Genomic DNA, 16,935 nt, shown 5'->3' on the forward strand with positions numbered 1-16,935 from the left:
ACACCGGAAAGCCTTTCGTTAATAAAAAAGAGGGAGATGAGTGCGGAATGAAAGGCTTAAACGAGCGTCGCCAAGCGCTGCTTGATCGGGTGCGCCAGGAGGGGCGCCATTCGCTGGAGGCGCTGGCCGGTCAGTTTGGGGTGTCAGTACAAACGCTGCGCGGCGATATTCGCTTTCTTGCCGAGAAGGGGATGGTGCTGCGTCGCCACGGCGAGGTGCTGCCGTTTCCCGACCGTGAAAATATCGGCTACGACCAGCGCCAGATCGTTAACGAAACCGGAAAACGCCATATTGCGCGCCAGGCCGCTTCGCTGATTCAGCACCATCAGTCGCTTTTTCTAGGTACCGGCACCACCGTTGAGCAGCTCGCCGACGCGCTGCACGATAAAAAGGGCCTGCATATCATGACCAATAACCTTCATGCGCTTATCAAACTATCCGCTATGGAGTGTGAGATGGTAGTGGCGGGTGGCCGGGTACGTCGCCGGGACCAGGACGTAATTGGTGGCGACGCGTGGCGCTTTTTTCAACGCTACCGGGCGGATGTAGGCATTGTCTCGGTAGGCGGCATGGATGCTCACGGCAACCTTTTCGATTACAACGACGATGAGGTTATGGCCCGTGAAGCGCTGTTGGCTAATGCAGCCTTTCGCGTTCTGGTGCTGGATAGCACCAAGTTTGATTTACCGCTGCGCTGTGCGGCGGGGCAACTAGCCGATTATGACGCGGTGATTACCGACGTGGCGCTCCCCGACCGATTGCGCAGCCCTCTTGCCGCACAGGGCGTTAGGTTTTTGATATGAACAGTTTGATATGAGCAGGTATTAAGGTGGTCGGCGAGGTAGCCGCAGCCGATAGGCGCTGGTATCTATTTGACATTGGCTCTCAGGTGATGACAAATACCCAAAAAATTTGCTTGAGGAGCACGCTGTGGAAAACGGTCAATCAGAAGCGGCCTTGCGTTATGAAGCGTTATCCGTAGATACGCTGGCAACGCGGCTGGGTGATGTACACGAAGTAGCCAGCCGGGTAGGCGGCGAGCCCGAGAGCTGGGAAATTCGTGAGGTGGGCGATGGCAACCTGAACCTGGTGTTTATCGTGACGGGCACAGCAGGTAGCGTGGTGGTCAAGCAGGCGCTGCCCTACGTTCGTATGGTGGGCGAAAGCTGGCCGCTGCCGCTTTACCGCGCCCATTTTGAGTATTACGCCCTGGTGCGCCAGGCCAAGCGTGCCCCAAGCATTGCGCCGGAGGTGTTTTATTTCGATAAGCCCCAGGCCCTGTTTGTGATGGAGTATCTTTACCCGCACACGATCTTGCGCCGTAAGCTGATTAAAGGTGAACGCGTGGCTCGCTTGGGGGAAACCATCGGCCAGTTCTGCGCACGCACGGCGTTTCGTGGCTCGGAGCTTTCTCTGCCAAGCCCAGAGAAGAAGCAGGATGTGGGGCTGTTTTCGGGTAACGTGGCGATTCCTGCGATTACCGAATCATTGGTGTTCACCGACCCTTATTACGGCGCCGAGATGAACCACCACACGCCGGAACTTTCGCCAGTGGTGGACGAGCTGCGCCGCAATGTGCGCTTAAAAGCCAAGGTTCAGCGGCTATTGATGAAGTTCACTGCCAACACTGAAACCATGCTCCACGGTGATTTGCACTCGGGCTCGATCATGGCGACCGATACCGACGTGCGTGTGATCGACCCTGAGTTTTCTCAATACGGGCCGATGGCGTTTGATCTGGGAATGGCCGTGGCCAACTTCCTGATGGCGTACTTTAGTCAGCCCGCCCATCGCCAGGATGACGACCTGGACGCTTATCAGGCGTGGATTCTCGACGTCATCGAGGCATGCTTCACAAGCTTTGATACCGAGTTCTGCCGCTTATGGCAAACCGAGCGCACCGGCATTCTGTTCCCCAGGGCGCTGTTTGAAGAGCAGGGCAACAGTGCGGACGACGCCTGCGATGCGCTGTTGGATGAGATTCGCCTGGATGCGCTGGCCTACTGCGGTATCGAGATGCACCGCCGGGTGCTGTCACTGGCCCATAACGCCGACTTCGAAGAGATCGAAGATACTGCCCTGCGCGCCCGGCTAGAAGCCCGTAATGTGTTGATGGGCCAGGCGCTTATAATGAACCCTGACGCGGCTCGTGAGGTACCTGCGCTTATTGAACTGGCTCAGGCCTATAACCGTCAGGATGTTCTATAAACGGCATTCTATAAAAGACATGCTTTAAAAAAGCCGCAATCGCCCGATGAGCTGCCCCCTAGCGTTGGACAACCCTCTAACACAGGGGGTGTTTTTATAAGGAAGGCGTACGACGAGACGTTCAAGTTGCTGATTGCGCAGCCTGCCCAGTACATATCCCTGTCCCGGTAACGTTACGATTGAGAGCATTCGTTATATTTATCTGGTATGTTATACTATAACAATAAGCGTTTTGGCTGAGATTGGTTTCAGCATATTTGAGTCCCCTTGCTGTAGTCCGTAAGCCCCATCTGGTCTGCCTCAACACTTCCCCTGCTTTATGATAAATAAGGATAAGTGACCAATGATTAGGAAAAATCCACGTGGTGACCTGCCAACGATTCATCCCAGTGCTTTTATTGATCCCACGGCTATCATTTGTGGATTGGTCATCGTGGAAGAGAATGTATTCATCGGACCCTACGCCGTGATCAGAGCCGATGAAATGGATGTACACGGTCATATCGACCCGATTGTAATCGGCGCACACTCCAATATTCAGGATGGCGTCGTGATCCATTCCAAGTCGGGCGCCAGCGTGACGATAGGCGAGCGCACCTCGATTGCCCATCGCGCTATTGTGCATGGCCCTTGCACAGTGGGTAGCGGCGTATTTATCGGTTTTAACAGCGTACTTTTCAATTGCCAGATTGGCGATGGCTGCGTAGTGCGCTACAACGCGGTGGTCGATGGTTGCCAACTGCCCGCGAACTTTTATGTTCCTTCTACTGAGCGAATTGGCCCCGATACGGATGTGGCGCTTTTAAAGCAGGTGCCTAGCGAAGCCAGTGCGTTTTCCGAGGATGTCGCTCGTACCAACAATGATTTGGTGCAGGGTTATAAGGCTATCCATAATGAGTTTTAGGCAGTAGCGATTTTACGCTCGTATAAAACGATTAAGGGCACGCTGTTACGCTTAGCTGGTGAGTCAGGTCGCTATTAACGTTAAATTTTTTGCCTTTATTTGTTATGTTATAACGTAATTTATGGCGCAAGGTATATGTATGAATAAGCCGACTACCACGGTATCAACGCATCGCGAGTTGCCGGATAAGGCGCGAGAGGCCAATGTCCGGGACATGCCAGCCTGTGACTATATGAATGACGAGCAGCTGGCTTTTTTTCGCCAGCGGTTGCTGGATGAGCGCTTAGAAATTCAAGCGCATTTAAAGGAAATGAAAGAGGCAATCGCTTCTCACGAACGTGACAGCGATGAAGCCGATCAGGCCTCGTTTGAAGAGGAGCTACGTCTATCACTACGTCAGGCCGACCGGGAAAGCCGCCTGGTGAACAATATCGATGCGGCTTTACGACGGATCGATAACGGCGACTATGGCTATTGTGACGAGACTGGCGAGCCTATTGGTATTGCCCGCTTGCTGTTCCGACCCACTGCGCGGCTATGTATTGAGGCGAAAGAGCGTCAGGAAAGCCAGGAAAATCATTACCGCAAAGCAAGGTGGGAGTAACCCGTTATGACGACACCCTCGCTCATTCCCATTAACGTGCTTACCGGTTTTTTCGGAAGCGGCAAAACCACGCTGCTCAATCGTTGGGTACACCAATTGTCAATGCGTAATACATTGGTGGTTATCAATGAGTTTGGTGATATTGGGCTGGACCACCTGCTCATCACCCATAGCGATGAGCAAGCCGTTATCGAAATGAGCAGCGGCTGCCTATGCTGTACGCTGCGCGGCGATCTTAGTCGTACGCTACAGCAAGCGTTGGAAGATATTCAGGCACAAGATAAGCCTTTTCCCTCACGCGTGGTGATCGAAACCACGGGCCTGGCAGCGCCCACTTCCATACTGCAGCTGCTGATGACCGATCACTGGCTAGCGCATCGTTTTAAACTTGATAGCGTGGTGTGCTGTGTTGATGCAGTCAATGGCGCAGCAACGCTTACAGCCCATAGCGAGTCGCAGCAGCAAGTAGCCATCGCCGATAAGCTGTTACTCACCAAAACTGACTTGGCCGAGCAAAACGTGGTATCTACCCTGGCCAACCAGCTCGCGAGAATTAACCCTACGGCCGAGCAGTGGCAGGTAATTAACGGCGAGCTTTCCGCCAGCCTCCTGGTCGGCGCAGGGCTTTATCGAAGTGAACATGCAGGTTATCAGGTTGACCAGTGGCTAAAGGCGGGCAGCTATACGGTCCAGCCCGCCGATCAACACGCCGGCGCTACTTTTTCGCTGAGTAAGCATTCATTGTTGAACGCGACCCAGCCCGACAGCACATCGCACGGCGACAGTATCAATGCCTTTTGCTTTAGCGTTGAAGAGCCAATCCACCCCGACACGTTAGAGAGCTGGCTGGATATCTTGATGTCGCTGATGGGCGATAAAATGTTGCGTATCAAAGCGGTAGTGCATCTTACCGACAGGGATACACCGCTGGCGTTACACGGCGTACAACATATTTTTCACCCGCCTGCAGAGCTGCCCGCAGGCAGCGTGAGTGACCGAGTTTCCCGATTTGTTTTCATCACGCAGAATGTGTCGCCGGAGAGCGTGGCTGAGATGTACCGCTTTTTTCAAACCTCTAAAGAGAGTGCCTAATGACCGCTGTGACGTTACCCGATATTGCACGCCAAAGGCCGACGCTATCAGGCGCTTTATCATGGGTAGGGATGGAGGGTATCGCGCTGCCCATTCGCTTAAACGATATGACGCTTAACGTGACGGTAAATGCGGGCGTCAGCCTTGATGAGCCGGGCGCCCGGGGGATCCATATGTCGCGCTTATATCTAGCGCTGGATGCTCTAGAGAATGAGACATTGACACTGCCTGTCGTTCACACGGTATTGAACGCATTTGTAAAGGGCCAGGGCGGACTGTCCCAGCATGCGTATCTCAGTGTTGAGGGCAATATGCCTCTTAAGCGCAGCGCGTTAATTAGCCCGCTCGCAGGATGGAAAAACTACCCGTTCTCGTTACATTGCCAGTTGACCCCCGCGGGTTTCCAAGCGCAGTTGGATATTAAAATAGGCTACTCATCGACTTGCCCCTGCTCGGCGGCGTTAGCCCGACAGCTCATTCAGCAAGCTTTTGAAGAAGACTTCGAAGAAATACCACTGACCAGGTCAGCGGTATTGGCTTGGCTCGGTAGTGAAGAGGGCATACTGGCAACTCCCCATAGTCAGCGAAGTGACGTCACCTGCTCGTTGCGTCTGTCACCAGAAAGTGGCGACACACTGCCGCTGGAAGCTACCATCGACCGGGTCGAGAACGCCCTGGGCACCGCGCTGCAGACGGCGGTGAAGCGTATCGATGAACAGGCCTTCGCCCTCGCCAATGGCCAAAACCTGATGTTTTGTGAAGATGCCGCCAAGCGTGTGGATAGCACGCTGCGCAAAATGCCTTGGGTCGCGGGATTTCAACTCAAGGTCGTGCATGCAGAGAGCCTGCATGCTCACAACGCCGTCGCACGCAGCGAATGGCAGTGGTGATGCGATGATCGTAATCAATGAAGCGATAGGGGCGTGCGGGCGGTTTGAAAGCGTGCCCGATAGGCGGTAGGCGTCAGTGCGTAACGACGAGAAAATACCTTGCGCATCTGTTCGTCGGAGCTGAATCCTACGCGCCAGGCAATGCTTTTCATGGGCAGCGTCGTGTCGAGCAACAGCGACTTGGCGCGTTCACAACGGGCGTTTTCAAGCCAGGCCGATGGCGTCATGCCAAACTCGTCAAGAAACGTGCGGCTGAAATGGCGGGGGCTTATACCCGCCTTGGCGGCCATATCCGCCAGTTTTAAAGGCTTATCAAGATGAGTGATAAGCCAACTCTGTAACTCGCGCATACTGGGCGAACCCGTCATTTGGCTGGTGAGTGCGGCGCTAAATTGCGACTGGCCACCCGGGCGTTTGAGATAAACCACCAGATCGCGCGCTACGCCCAGCGCCAGATCGCGTCCAAAATCCTGCTCGACAAATGCCAGTGTCAGATCAATCGCGGCCGTCACCCCGGCGGAAGTCCAGAAACGACCGTCCTGCACAAAAATCGCATCGGCATCTACCTGCAACGCGGGAAAACGCTGCTGTAGCAGGGCCGCATAGTGCCAGTGCGTTGCCGCACGACGGCGGTTAAGAAGCCCCGCTTCAGCGAGAAAAAATGACCCGGTGCATAGCGCGGCGAAGCGCTGAACATCATCTGCCCGACGGCGACACCAATCGATAAGTGCGGGTTGGCTGGTGAGTGCTTTTTCGATATCGGCAGCGCCTGCCACCATTACGGTTGAAAGCGGGCCATTTTCAGGCAGCCCGCTCTGTGCTTGAAGTGGCACCATCGTCTCCGACGCAATCACTCCAGGCTGTGGGGCGGCCAGTGTCACCTTGTAACGTCGCGGATCGCCTCGCTCGGCCAAGCGTTTGTTGGCGTGGGTGAATACGCTGAGCGGTCCGATGGTCTCCATGATTTTAAACCCTGGATAAATGATGAGATGTACACGGTCGCTGTTTTCGGCTGCTGTGATCCCTGGGATGTTATTGGCTTTGTCATTTTTCATGGGTATTACTCTTTCGAGGCCTGATTACCGTGAACTCTGTCTTGATTTGACCGGAGTACTCGCTGGGGTAATTTAACAAAACGTTATAACGTATCATTTTAGCTCAAGTAAAAGGAGAGAAAATGAAAACGCGCGCCGCGATTGCATGGGAGCCGAACCGCCCACTGGAAATTGAAGAAATCGACCTGGAAGGCCCCAAAGACGGTGAAGTGCTGGTCCGCATTGTTACCACCAGCCTCTGCCATACGGATATGTTCACGCTTTCAGGGCGCGACCCCGAAGGGCTATTCCCTGCCGTGCTCGGTCACGAAGGCGTAGGGGTCGTCGAGGAAGTGGGCCGTGGCGTTGCATCGGTTAAGCCCGGGGATCATGTGATTCCTCTCTACACGCCCGAAGACCCCAACTGCCCCTATATCAAGTCGGGTAAAACCAATCTTTGCCAGACGATTCGCGAGACACAAGGGCGCGGCGTGATGCCTGACGGCACCTCGCGGTTCTCTTACAAAGGGAAGATGATCCATCACTATATGGGGACCAGCACTTTCAGCGAATACACGGTACTGCCTGAAATTGCGGTCGCAAAAATTGCTAAAGAGGCGCCACTTGCCAAGGCAAGTGTTATGGGCTGCGCGGTGCCGACCGGGATGGGGGCGGTGCGCAATACTGCTAGGGTCACACCTGGAGCGACCGTCGTGGTTTTTGGCTTAGGCGCGGTGGGCATGGCGGTAATTCAAGGCGCCAAAATGGTCGGCGCTGGCCGTATTATCGGTATCGATACCAACCCCAACAAGTTCCCGCTGGCACGGGACATGGGCGTAACGGAGTGCGTTAATCCCGCCGACTTCAGGCAGCCCATCCAGGAAGTCATCGTCGAAATGACCAATGGCGGCGCAGATTACTCCTTTGAATGCATTGGCAATGTCAACGTAATGCGTGCGGCACTGGAGTGCTGCCACAAAGGATGGGGTGAGTGTACGGTGATCGGCGTGGCGGGCGCGGGAGAAGAAATTTCTACGCGACCCTTTCAACTGGTGACCGGGCGTGTATGGCGTGGCTCTGCATTTGGCGGTGTGCTAGGGCGCAGTCAGCTGCCGGGGATGGTAGATGAATGGTTACGCGGCGACTTCGATGTCGACCCCTACATTACCCACAATATGACGCACGATCAGATCAACACCGCCTTCGACTTGCTGCACGCGGGCAAATCGATCCGTTCGGTCATCCATTTCCAGCCCAAGGAGACGATGCAACCGGAAGGACTGGCAGGCAAGATTGTTTCAAGCTGAACATGTACGCTTAGAAGGTAGGCGGGTTCTGATTGAACCCGCCTCCGTGTAACCATAAAAAAGCCCGCTACCAGTTCCAACGTTGCATAGCTTTTGAATGGCTGGTTTGCCACTGTCCAGGATTAACGCTCAGGCAGGGTCAGCCAATCAGCCAGTACTACCTCAGCATGGGAGAACTGCGGCATATTTTCACCCAGCGTCTCCATGTTGGTGATGGCGTTATCGTTCAGGAAGTCTTGGGTAATCAGCGTGGGCGGCACGATAACCTGCTGGCTGGGCTCTTCACCGGCCATTAATAGCGCTAGCGTACGTACCGAGACTTCGCCCACCACGGTTGGGTTGGTGGCAACCGTTGCGGCCCAGGGCGAGCCGGGTTCACGCATGGCGGCAATGTCGGAGGTGGAGATATCGGCGGAATAAATAGCGATATCCTCACCCAGGCCCATTTCATCCACGGCTATTTTCACGCCCGCTGCAAACTCATTGTAGGGCGCGAAGAACACATCAATCATCGGATTGGCCTGAATCACCGCGCGGGCCTGATTGGCAACCGAGTTGGCGATGGGGTTATCCAGCGTGCCGAATACGGCGGCTTCGGTCACACCTGGGTGAGCTTCTTTAAAATCTTCCCAAGCGGCGTTGCGGCGATCAAGCGGCGCGATACCAGGCACGTAAACATAGCCTGCGGTAAAGCTGTCACCGTTATCCTGTAGCGCTTGGTTAAGCACCAACTCGCCCAGTAGATAATCGGACTGCTCGACTTGCGGGATGGCGGGGTTATCCACTTCCACATCGAATGCGACGACATCAATGCCCGCCTCTACGGCGCGCTGAGCGGCATCTTTCATGGACTCCGGCAGCCCGTGCTGAATGATGATGCCATCTACGCCGAGCGCGATAGCCTGGTCCACCATATCTGCCTGCAGGGCCGCATCTTGGCGGCTATCCAGCACGCGCAGGTTCACGCCCAGCGCAGCGGCTTGCGCCTCTACACCCGACAGATAGGCTTGGAAGAAGTCGCCCGTGGAGATATAGCGGATAAGCGCGATGGTGACATCTTCCGGCGCATCGAAGGGTGCCGGGCGCTCTTCGGCCATTGCAAGGCTCGTTCCCAGTAGCGCCATGGCGGCGGTAAAACTGACAGCAAAACGTTTGAGCATACGGTGTTTAAGTGCAAAGTTTTTAAGTGCAAGGTTTTTAAGTACAAGGTGTTTAAGTACAAGGTGTTTAAGTGCAAGGTGCTTAAGCATAGCGGTGTCCCGGTTGTTAACATTTTTAGCGTTGAAGCGTTATTAATGACGGCCTGATTGGCCACGCCGTGAGGAGAGGTAAAAGGTGAACATGAGTGCCACCACCAGTACCGCGCCTTTAACAAAATCCTGCGTGTAGTAGGGCGCATTCATCATCGTCATGCCTTGAAGAAGAATCCCCACAAAAAGCGCGCCCATGGCGGTGCCAAACGCGTTGGGGCGTGCAGCACCCAGTACGGCAAAGCCAATCAGCGCAGCGGCCACGCTATCCAGCAGCAGGTTATTGCCGCTGGCAATATCGCCCCGGCCTAAACGGGCTGCCAGCAAAATACCGCCAATCGAGGCGGTAACACCAGAAATCATGTACGCCGTGATCTTGTAACGCTCCACCGGCGCGCCCACCAGAGCGGTCGCACGCTCATTGGAGCCAATGGCATACATCAGCCTGCCGTGACGGGTAAAGCCCAGAAACAGCCAAATAGCGACCGCAATCAGAACAAACACCACCACCGGCACCGGAATCAAACGCTCCAGAATAAGGTCAAACCGGTGCCTGCCTAGCCACAGAAACGCCGCCGAGAACGTGCCTTCTGCGGTGGAACCATCGGCCAGCGACATACCGGTGGCGATAGAGTTGCCCTGGGTAGGAATGCGCTGAAGGCCAATCAGCAAAAACATCATGCCCAGGGTGGCCAGCAGGTCAGGGATGCGGAACTTGACGATCAGAAGACCGTTAATAAGCCCGATGAAAGCCCCCATCAAAAGACACACAGCCACGGCCACATAGGCGGGCTGTTCGAGGACGACCATACAGTACGCGGCCAGCATCAACGACGTGGTGGCCACGGCACCAATGGATAGATCAAACCCGCCCACCACTAGCGTGGTGGTCACGCCCAGCGCCAGAATACCGGTAATCGCCACAGACTGAAGTACAAATACCGCCGAACGCGGGTTCGCAAAGCCAGAGGCCGCCAGGCTGAAGTAAACCACCAGCGCTACCAGCAGAAGCAAGAAACCGTAGCGAATGGCTAGCTCCAGGCAGCGAGCTTTCGCGGCGCTAGCATTAGGCTTTTCCGGAGGCCTGGGCGACGAGGACGTTGAGGTCGATATCTCGGTTGGATTGCTCACCAGCAATGGCTCCTTCATGTAACACAATAATTCGGTCAGCGATTTCAATCGCCTCGTCTAGTTCAGAAACAAACACCAGCGTTGCGCGACCTTTGGCGGTTGCCCGGATATGGCGGCCTATATCCTGCCGTGCCCCGATATCCACGCCTTGAAAGGGCTCATCCAGCAGTAACACGCGGCTGGGAGATTGAAGCCAGCGCCCGATCATGACCTTTTGCTGATTGCCTCCGGAAAGCGTGCCAATCGCATCTGCGTGGGATTGGCAGACAATCCCCAACTGGGCAATCATTTGCTCTGTGCTGGCGCGCTGCTGGCGGGCACTCAGAAACGCCCCACGGGTAAAGGCTTTTAAAAACGGCAGCGTCATATTGTCGGCGATATTGAAATCCCCAATCACGCCGTTGGTCGCTCTGTCTTTTACCGACATGAACACGCCCTGGGCAAGTGCTTCGCGTACATTGGCGGGCGCATAGGGCTGACCATCGACCTGCATGGTGCCGCTGCTTAAAGAGCTCAGCCCAAACAGGGTCTCGACAAGCGCCGACATCCCGCTGCCCAGCAGGCCGGTAAACGCGACAACTTCGCCATCACCCACGTTCAAACTGACCGGCGCCGCGCCTTGAGTCAGTTCGACATTTTGTAGCGTCAGGATAGGCGCGCCCGGTGTTGCCGGCTCAATATCGGCATTATTGATCGCCTGACCCAGCATGGCATGCACGGCGGCGGTGAGATCCAGCGGCGCTTGATCAAATACGCCGGATATCTGCCCATCGCGCAAGCAGATGATGCGATCCGCCAAGCGCCTGATATCGGACATGCGGTGCGATATATACACAATCGCCACGCCCTGGGCGCGCAAACGGTCGATCACCGTAAACAAGCGCTCGGCTTCGGTAGCGGAGAGTGACGAGGTCGGCTCATCCAGAATCAAAAGTCTGGGGGCGTGGGCCATGGCTCTGGCGATGCTGATCATCTGCCGGTCGGCCACCGAAAGGTCGGCAACGCGAGCGTTCAGATCGATGTCAAGACCCATGGCATCGGCGACTTCGCTTGCCTGCTGGCGGAGCTTTTTAGCGCTGACCCATAAGCCGTGCGCACCGGAGGCTAGTCTATCCAGCATCAGGTTGTTGGCTACGTCCAGGTCGGGGATGACGCCGTCATCGATGGATTGATGTACGGTCACCACGCCCTGGTGGATCGCCTCACGCGCATCGCGTGGGCAGTAGGGCGCATCGGCAAGCCGCATCTGGCCGTGGTCGGCCGCGTGGTAGCCGCTAAGCACCTTGACCAGAGTTGACTTGCCCGCCCCATTGGCGCCCATCAATACGACGACTTCGCCAGCACTGATACGCATATCAATGCCACGCAAGACCTGATTGTTGCCAAAGGATTTATGAATCCCCTGGATATCAAGCACGCTCGCTTGCAAGACGTTTCTCCTTGGTAGGCATACGCTGTGAAGGGCGCAAGATCATCGGTAAAGGGGGTTGGAAAGTCAATCGCCGTGGCAGGGGATGTGGTAAGCACAAAAAGCCTGAGGCCAGCGCCAAAAAGGACGCGGGAATTGAACCCGCGTCCTTTTTGTTACTGCCGATATTTACAGCTGATCAATCCGGTCAAACTTGCCGGCGATATTGCTCTCGGTCCAGTGGGGTACCCAGCCTTCCACGTTGTCGAAGAAACGCAGCGCGGTAAATTCAGGTGCCGGGCCCATATCGAACCAGTGCGGTGTATTGGCGGGTACGCTGATCAGGTCGTTGCGGGTGCACAGCACCTGGTACACCTTGTCGTCGATATGCAGGCAGAAAAGCCCTTGGCCTTTCACGAAAAAGCGCACTTCGTCCTCAAAGTGGCGGTGCTCGTTTAAAAACTTTTGGCGCATGGCACCCTTTTCAGGATGCGTAGGCACCATGTGCAGCACATCCACCGTCTGGTAGCCGCCTTGGGTTTTCAAGCGTTCGATGTCGTCCTGGTAGAGCGCCAGAATATCGTCCTGGGTAGCGTCGTCGGCGATCTCGCCCGGCGTTGCCCAGCGCTCAAATAGCACGCCTACACGGTTGAGTTCGGCCTTGATCTGCTCTCCGTCGGTAATATCGACCAGCGCGTTGTTCGGGTCTTGATCGGCAAATACTTTAAGTTGTGACATTGAGGCGCTCTCCGCTAGCTAATACTTGAACTGTTAAAGGCTAAGTTGTTAGAGATTGATCTCATCGAAGCTTGTCACGCAAGCGTGCTGCGTACCAGCCTGAGTACCTTCACGCACCAGTTGTAGCGTTTGCATTCCCGCCTGCTTGGCGGCATCAAGCTCTTCTACCACATCGGATAGGAACAGGATTTCGTCGGCGGGAAGCTGTAGCTTGCTGACGATGTGCTGATACGCCAAGGCTTCGCGCTTATGACCGATATGCGTATCGAAATAGCCGCTGAACAGCGGCGTTAAATCGCCCTCTGTGCTGTAGCCAAACAGCAGCTTTTGCGCCTGCACGGAGCCTGACGAGTAGACGTAAAGCTGCTTGCCGGCTTCTGCCCACTGACGAAGACGCGGGGCAACATCGCCATACAGATGCCCTTTAAAGGCGCCACGCTGGTAGCCATCAGCCCACATCATGCCCTGAAGCGCTTTGAGCGGTGTGACTTTTTGGTCAGTTTCGATCCAGTAGAGCAGCGTTTCGATCACTTTATCCAGCGAGGCGTCCGGCTCCTTGAGCTCATCGCGCACTGCGGCTATCTGCTCTTCCACATCAGGTTGGGCCGAGTGGGTGTACACGTACTCGGGCAACTGATCATGAGCGTAGGGGAACAGCACCTTATGCACAAAGCTGATATCGGTGGTGGTGCCTTCGATATCGGTGACCACGGCGCGAATGCTGGTGTTATCAAGATCTGGCTTATTAACATCTGGATGATTGATCATTTGGACCACCGGCTCTCTTCAAGGACACAGGCAAGTAAAAACTCAATGGCTTCCAAATGGCGGCGACACTCGGCAATGCTGCTGCCCACGGCATAAATACCGTGGCCCGCGACTAGAAAGCCCCAAGGCATCGGCCAACCTGCCCGTACGTGGTCGGCCAGCTCGCTCATATCCTGGGAGTTGGGTACCACCGGCAAGTGAATGGTGGCGTCATGCGTGCTATTACCCTGTAGCGCCTTTTGCATTTCAAAGCCGCTTAGCGCAATGCCTTCAGGAAAACGACGCGAAAGGACGGTGCTTGCCACGGTGTGGGTGTGCAGTACGCAGCCAATCTGTTCGTCCATCCGATAAAGTGCCGCGTGAAGGTCACTTTCCGCACTGGGTTTGCCGTTGCCTTCAAGTACGCGCCCTTCAAGGTCGCAAAGCAATAAGTCATCGGCTTGAATGCGTGTTTTATCACGGCCCGAGGCGGTGACCAGATAACCTTGCGGCACACGGGCAGAAAAATTACCGCCCGTGGCGGGCGTCCAGCCTTGCTGGGCCGCCCAAGAGATCGCTGCTAGCAGTTCGTCTTGTAATATCATCGTAGGGTCAGTATCGCGTCGCTTTCAAAGGCCTTCATTCTATATGATATGCTCCGCGGCTGATAAGCCACGCGCCGTATTCGTTCTTTCCATACGTTCTTTATCGCAGTACTCAAGGAGCCCCTGATGCCTCATCTTCAGTCACGCAGTTTACGGGTGTATACCGACTCGCTTGAGTATCTGGATCAGACTCGCCTGCCGCAGGCCGAAACGTGGGTGCGCTGTGCAAGCCCGGAAGATTGGCAGGTGGCGGTGAAAAGTCTGGCGATTCGCGGCGCGCCGCTGATTGGCCTGAGTGCGGCCTTTGTGCTGGCGCAGTATGCGGCGCAACATCCCGGTCAAGAAAACGAGTGGCAGTGGGTAAGTGACCGCTTACGTGCCACGCGCCCCACGGCGGTTAATTTGATGTATTGCCTGGACGTCATGGAGGCCTGCTTTGCTCAAGGACCGGCTGCGCTTTCTGAGCGCGCCGCCGCGCTGTTTGAAGAGGACCGCGAGCTGTGTTTGCAGATGGCCGAGCGCGGCGCGGACTTACTGAATGACGGCGAGCGAGTGCTTACTCACTGCAATACCGGCGCCCTGGCCACGGCCGGGGTCGGCACGGCGATTGGCGCGCTGGCGGTGGCCAAAAAGCGTGGTGTAGCGCTGCATGTCTACGTCAACGAAACCCGCCCGCTGCTTCAGGGTGGGCGGCTGACCGCTTGGGAAATGGCCGACCTGGATATTCCGTATCAGCTAATTGCGGACAGCATGGCCGCAAGCCTAATGGCCGCAGGCAAAGTGGATAAAGTGATGGTCGGTGCCGACCGCATCTGCGCCAACGGAGACTTCGCCAATAAAGTGGGCACTTACATGCTGGCAGTGGTCGCCAACTACCATAAGGTGCCGTTCTACGTAGTGGCGCCCTACACCACGGTAGACAAGGCCTGCGCCACCGGCGATGACATTCCGATTGAGCAGCGCGACGCCGCAGAAATACGCGGCGCCACCGGGGCATTCGGGGATGTCGTTTGGGCGCCGGAAAATGCGCCGGTGTGGAACCCGTCTTTTGATGTTACGCCCGCCGCGCTAGTCACCGGCTGGGTGCTGGATACCGGCGTGTTTGACCAAGCCGCTATCGTCCGTGGTGAACACTGCCGGTAACGGCCTCTGTACTTAAAGCGTGGCATCGCCGTGGGTTTGAATCACCGCCAGAAAACCTTCGCCGTAATCCTCAAGTTTGCGTGCGCCAATGCCGGAGATATCGCCAAGCGCCTGCAAATTCTGCGGCTTCTGCTCGACCATTTCGGCAAGCGTGGCATCGTGGAAGATGACGTAAGCAGGCACGCCCTGGGCTTCGGCAAGCGCCTTTCGGTGCTGGCGTAGGGATTCCCACAGCGCGCCGTGGCCCGGCGCTGCCGAGGCGCCCTTGTTTCCGCGTCGGGCGGCCTTGGCTTTGCTGGGCTTGCGCAGGGTTAGCGGCTGCTCGCCGCGCAGCACCGGCTTGGCGTTTGCTGTTAAGTGAATCCCGCCATGACCTTCCATATCCACGCTTAGAAAGCCGCTGGCGATCAATTGGCGAAACAGCGCCTTCCATTCGTTGGCCGAGAGGTCCTTGCCGATGCCAAAGGTGCTGATCTTGTCGTGACCAAAGCGGGTGATGCGCTCGTTGTTTTTTCCCAGCAGCACGTCCACCAGATAGGTGACGCCGAAGCGCTGCTCGGTGCGATAGACACACGACAGCGCCTTTTGCGCCGCCACCATGGCGTCCCAAGTCTCGGGCGGGGTCAGGCAGTTGTCGCAGTTACCGCAAGGCGCATCCAGGTGGTCGCCGAAGTAGTGCAAAAGCGCCTGACGGCGGCAGCTGATGATCTCGCAAAGCCCCAGCATGGCATCAAGCTTTTGCTGCTCAATGCGCTTTTGGTGATCATGAGCGCTGGAGTCCTGCTGCATTTGGCGCAGCGTGATGACATCCTGCAAGCCGTAGGACATCCACGCATCGGCAGGCAGGCCATCGCGCCCGGCGCGGCCGGTTTCCTGATAGTAGGCTTCAATGCTCTTGGGCAGATTGAGATGCGCGACAAAGCGCACGTCCGGCTTGTCGATGCCCATGCCAAAGGCGATGGTGGCCACTACCACCACGCCATCTTCGCGTAGAAAACGCGTCTGGTGATGCTGGCGCTGCTCGGGGGGAAGCCCCGCATGATAGGGCAGTGCTGTCAGCCCCTGGCGCTCAAGCCAGGCGGCGGTGTCGTCCACCTTGCGTCGGGATAGGCAGTAAATGATCCCGGCTTCGCCGTCGTGGTTGTCGCGGATAAAGCGCAGCAGCTGATCACGGGCGTTGCCCTGATTTTCAGCGATATGGTAGCGGATGTTGGGACGATCAAAGCCGCTGTTATAAAGCGCCGCATCTTGAAGCTGCAGATGCTCAACGATATCGCCCCGAGTGGGCACATCGGCGGTGGCAGTCAGCGCAATGCGCGGCACCTGGGGAAAGCGCTGATGCAGTTGGGAGAGCTGGCGGTACTCGGGGCGAAAGTCATGGCCCCACTGGGAAACACAGTGGGCCTCGTCAATGGCGAACAGGGCAATCCGGGCCTGCTCAAGAAGCGCCTGCATACGCGGCATGGCGAGCCGCTCGGGCGCAACGTATAAAAGATCCAGCTCGCCTGAGCGCAGGCGATTCTCCACCTCGACCGCCTCATGATAGTCGAGGCTGGAGTTGAGATAGGCGGCGCGTACGCCGTTCTGAACGAGTGCCGCCACCTGATCCTGCATCAGCGCGATCAGCGGGGAAACCACGATGGCGGTGCCTTCGCGTAACAACGCGGGGATCTGGTAGCACAGCGATTTACCGCCGCCAGTGGGCATCAGTACCAGCGCATCGCCACCGGCAACCACATGATCAATAATTGCCTGCTGCGGGCCGCGAAAACTGTCGTAGCCAAAGACTTCCTGCAGCACCTTGAGGGCCGCCGGGTTGGGTTCGCCGTGCATCCTCGCTCTCCTTTTTGCCGAGCGGGGATTGTCGCACGAAA

The 16,935-nt window shown here is 56.4% G+C and carries 16 protein-coding genes; 8 read left to right on the forward strand and 8 right to left on the reverse strand.

Translation table 11 applies throughout. The features are described from left to right. Positions 1–47 precede the first annotated feature (47 nt). The 6 genes from CZ787_RS16155 to folE2 all read left to right on the forward strand — a co-directional run bounded on the left by CZ787_RS16155 (position 48) and on the right by folE2 (position 5,698). Positions 48–803, forward strand: a complete 756-nt coding sequence (locus tag CZ787_RS16155; RefSeq protein ID WP_087111070.1) for a DeoR/GlpR family DNA-binding transcription regulator — start codon at positions 48–50, stop codon at positions 801–803. A gap of 127 nt (positions 804–930) precedes the next feature. Continuing rightward, positions 931–2,208 (forward strand): S-methyl-5-thioribose kinase, encoded by a 1,278-nt coding sequence (gene mtnK / locus CZ787_RS16160; protein ID WP_176372237.1) that lies wholly within the window; start codon positions 931–933, stop codon positions 2,206–2,208. 343 nt (positions 2,209–2,551) lie between these two features. Then, entirely contained in the window at positions 2,552–3,112 is a 561-nt protein-coding gene (locus CZ787_RS16165) for a carbonate dehydratase (RefSeq protein WP_087111073.1), read from the forward strand. A 139-nt stretch (positions 3,113–3,251) separates the two neighbouring features. Continuing rightward, positions 3,252–3,716: an RNA polymerase-binding protein DksA gene (gene dksA, locus CZ787_RS16170; RefSeq protein ID WP_419866538.1), complete on the forward strand. Its 465-nt coding sequence runs from the start codon at positions 3,252–3,254 to the stop codon at positions 3,714–3,716. A gap of 6 nt (positions 3,717–3,722) precedes the next feature. Further along, the gene (locus tag CZ787_RS16175; RefSeq protein WP_087111075.1) at positions 3,723–4,808 is read left to right on the forward strand and encodes a CobW family GTP-binding protein; all 1,086 of its coding nucleotides are present in this window, start codon (positions 3,723–3,725) and stop codon (positions 4,806–4,808) included. After that, positions 4,808–5,698, forward strand: a complete 891-nt coding sequence (folE2, locus tag CZ787_RS16180; protein ID WP_087111077.1) for a GTP cyclohydrolase FolE2 — start codon at positions 4,808–4,810, stop codon at positions 5,696–5,698. Before CZ787_RS16175 ends, folE2 begins: the two co-directional genes overlap by 1 nt. 14 nt (positions 5,699–5,712) lie before the next feature. On the opposite strand, the gene CZ787_RS16185 is transcribed toward folE2, so the two are convergent. Continuing rightward, positions 5,713–6,753: a GlxA family transcriptional regulator gene (locus CZ787_RS16185; protein WP_087111079.1), complete on the reverse strand. Its 1,041-nt coding sequence runs from the start codon at positions 6,751–6,753 to the stop codon at positions 5,713–5,715. Between the two features lie 122 nt (positions 6,754–6,875). Between CZ787_RS16185 and CZ787_RS16190 the strand changes: the two genes are divergently transcribed. Next, positions 6,876–8,039: an S-(hydroxymethyl)glutathione dehydrogenase/class III alcohol dehydrogenase gene (locus CZ787_RS16190; RefSeq protein WP_087111081.1), complete on the forward strand. Its 1,164-nt coding sequence runs from the start codon at positions 6,876–6,878 to the stop codon at positions 8,037–8,039. A 122-nt stretch (positions 8,040–8,161) separates the two neighbouring features. Here CZ787_RS16190 and CZ787_RS16195 read toward each other — a convergent pair whose 3' ends face one another. From CZ787_RS16195 to mtnB, 6 genes are all read right to left on the reverse strand, one after another. Next, on the reverse strand, positions 8,162–9,289 hold the full coding sequence (locus CZ787_RS16195) for a substrate-binding domain-containing protein (protein WP_254908636.1): 1,128 nt from the start codon (positions 9,287–9,289) through the stop codon (positions 8,162–8,164). A 42-nt stretch (positions 9,290–9,331) separates the two neighbouring features. Next, positions 9,332–10,420: an ABC transporter permease gene (locus CZ787_RS16200; RefSeq protein WP_217883891.1), complete on the reverse strand. Its 1,089-nt coding sequence runs from the start codon at positions 10,418–10,420 to the stop codon at positions 9,332–9,334. Continuing rightward, positions 10,356–11,849, reverse strand: a complete 1,494-nt coding sequence (locus CZ787_RS16205) for a sugar ABC transporter ATP-binding protein (RefSeq protein WP_087111083.1) — start codon at positions 11,847–11,849, stop codon at positions 10,356–10,358. The genes CZ787_RS16200 and CZ787_RS16205 overlap by 65 nt, the downstream gene beginning before the upstream one ends. Before the next feature lie 168 nt (positions 11,850–12,017). Then, a complete protein-coding gene (locus CZ787_RS16210) occupies positions 12,018–12,566 on the reverse strand; it encodes a 1,2-dihydroxy-3-keto-5-methylthiopentene dioxygenase (RefSeq protein ID WP_087111085.1) in 549 nt (182 codons plus the stop codon). A gap of 48 nt (positions 12,567–12,614) precedes the next feature. Continuing rightward, a complete protein-coding gene (gene mtnC / locus CZ787_RS16215; protein WP_087111087.1) occupies positions 12,615–13,334 on the reverse strand; it encodes an acireductone synthase in 720 nt (239 codons plus the stop codon). Continuing rightward, positions 13,331–13,918 carry a methylthioribulose 1-phosphate dehydratase gene (gene mtnB / locus CZ787_RS16220; RefSeq protein ID WP_087111089.1) on the reverse strand — a complete coding sequence of 196 codons (588 nt, stop codon included), beginning with the start codon at positions 13,916–13,918 and terminating at the stop codon, positions 13,331–13,333. The genes mtnC and mtnB overlap by 4 nt, the downstream gene beginning before the upstream one ends. Positions 13,919–14,044: 126 nt before the next feature. Here mtnB and mtnA point away from each other — a divergent pair, with 126 nt between their 5' ends. Then, the gene (gene mtnA, locus CZ787_RS16225) at positions 14,045–15,061 is read left to right on the forward strand and encodes an S-methyl-5-thioribose-1-phosphate isomerase (protein ID WP_087111091.1); all 1,017 of its coding nucleotides are present in this window, start codon (positions 14,045–14,047) and stop codon (positions 15,059–15,061) included. A 12-nt stretch (positions 15,062–15,073) separates the two neighbouring features. Here mtnA and recQ read toward each other — a convergent pair whose 3' ends face one another. Continuing rightward, positions 15,074–16,894, reverse strand: coding sequence for a DNA helicase RecQ (gene recQ, locus CZ787_RS16230; protein ID WP_087111094.1), 1,821 nt, complete (start codon positions 16,892–16,894; stop codon positions 15,074–15,076). Positions 16,895–16,935 lie beyond the last annotated feature (41 nt).

Source organism: Halomonas citrativorans (assembly GCF_900163645.1).
Lineage (GTDB): Bacteria > Pseudomonadota > Gammaproteobacteria > Pseudomonadales > Halomonadaceae > Vreelandella > Vreelandella citrativorans.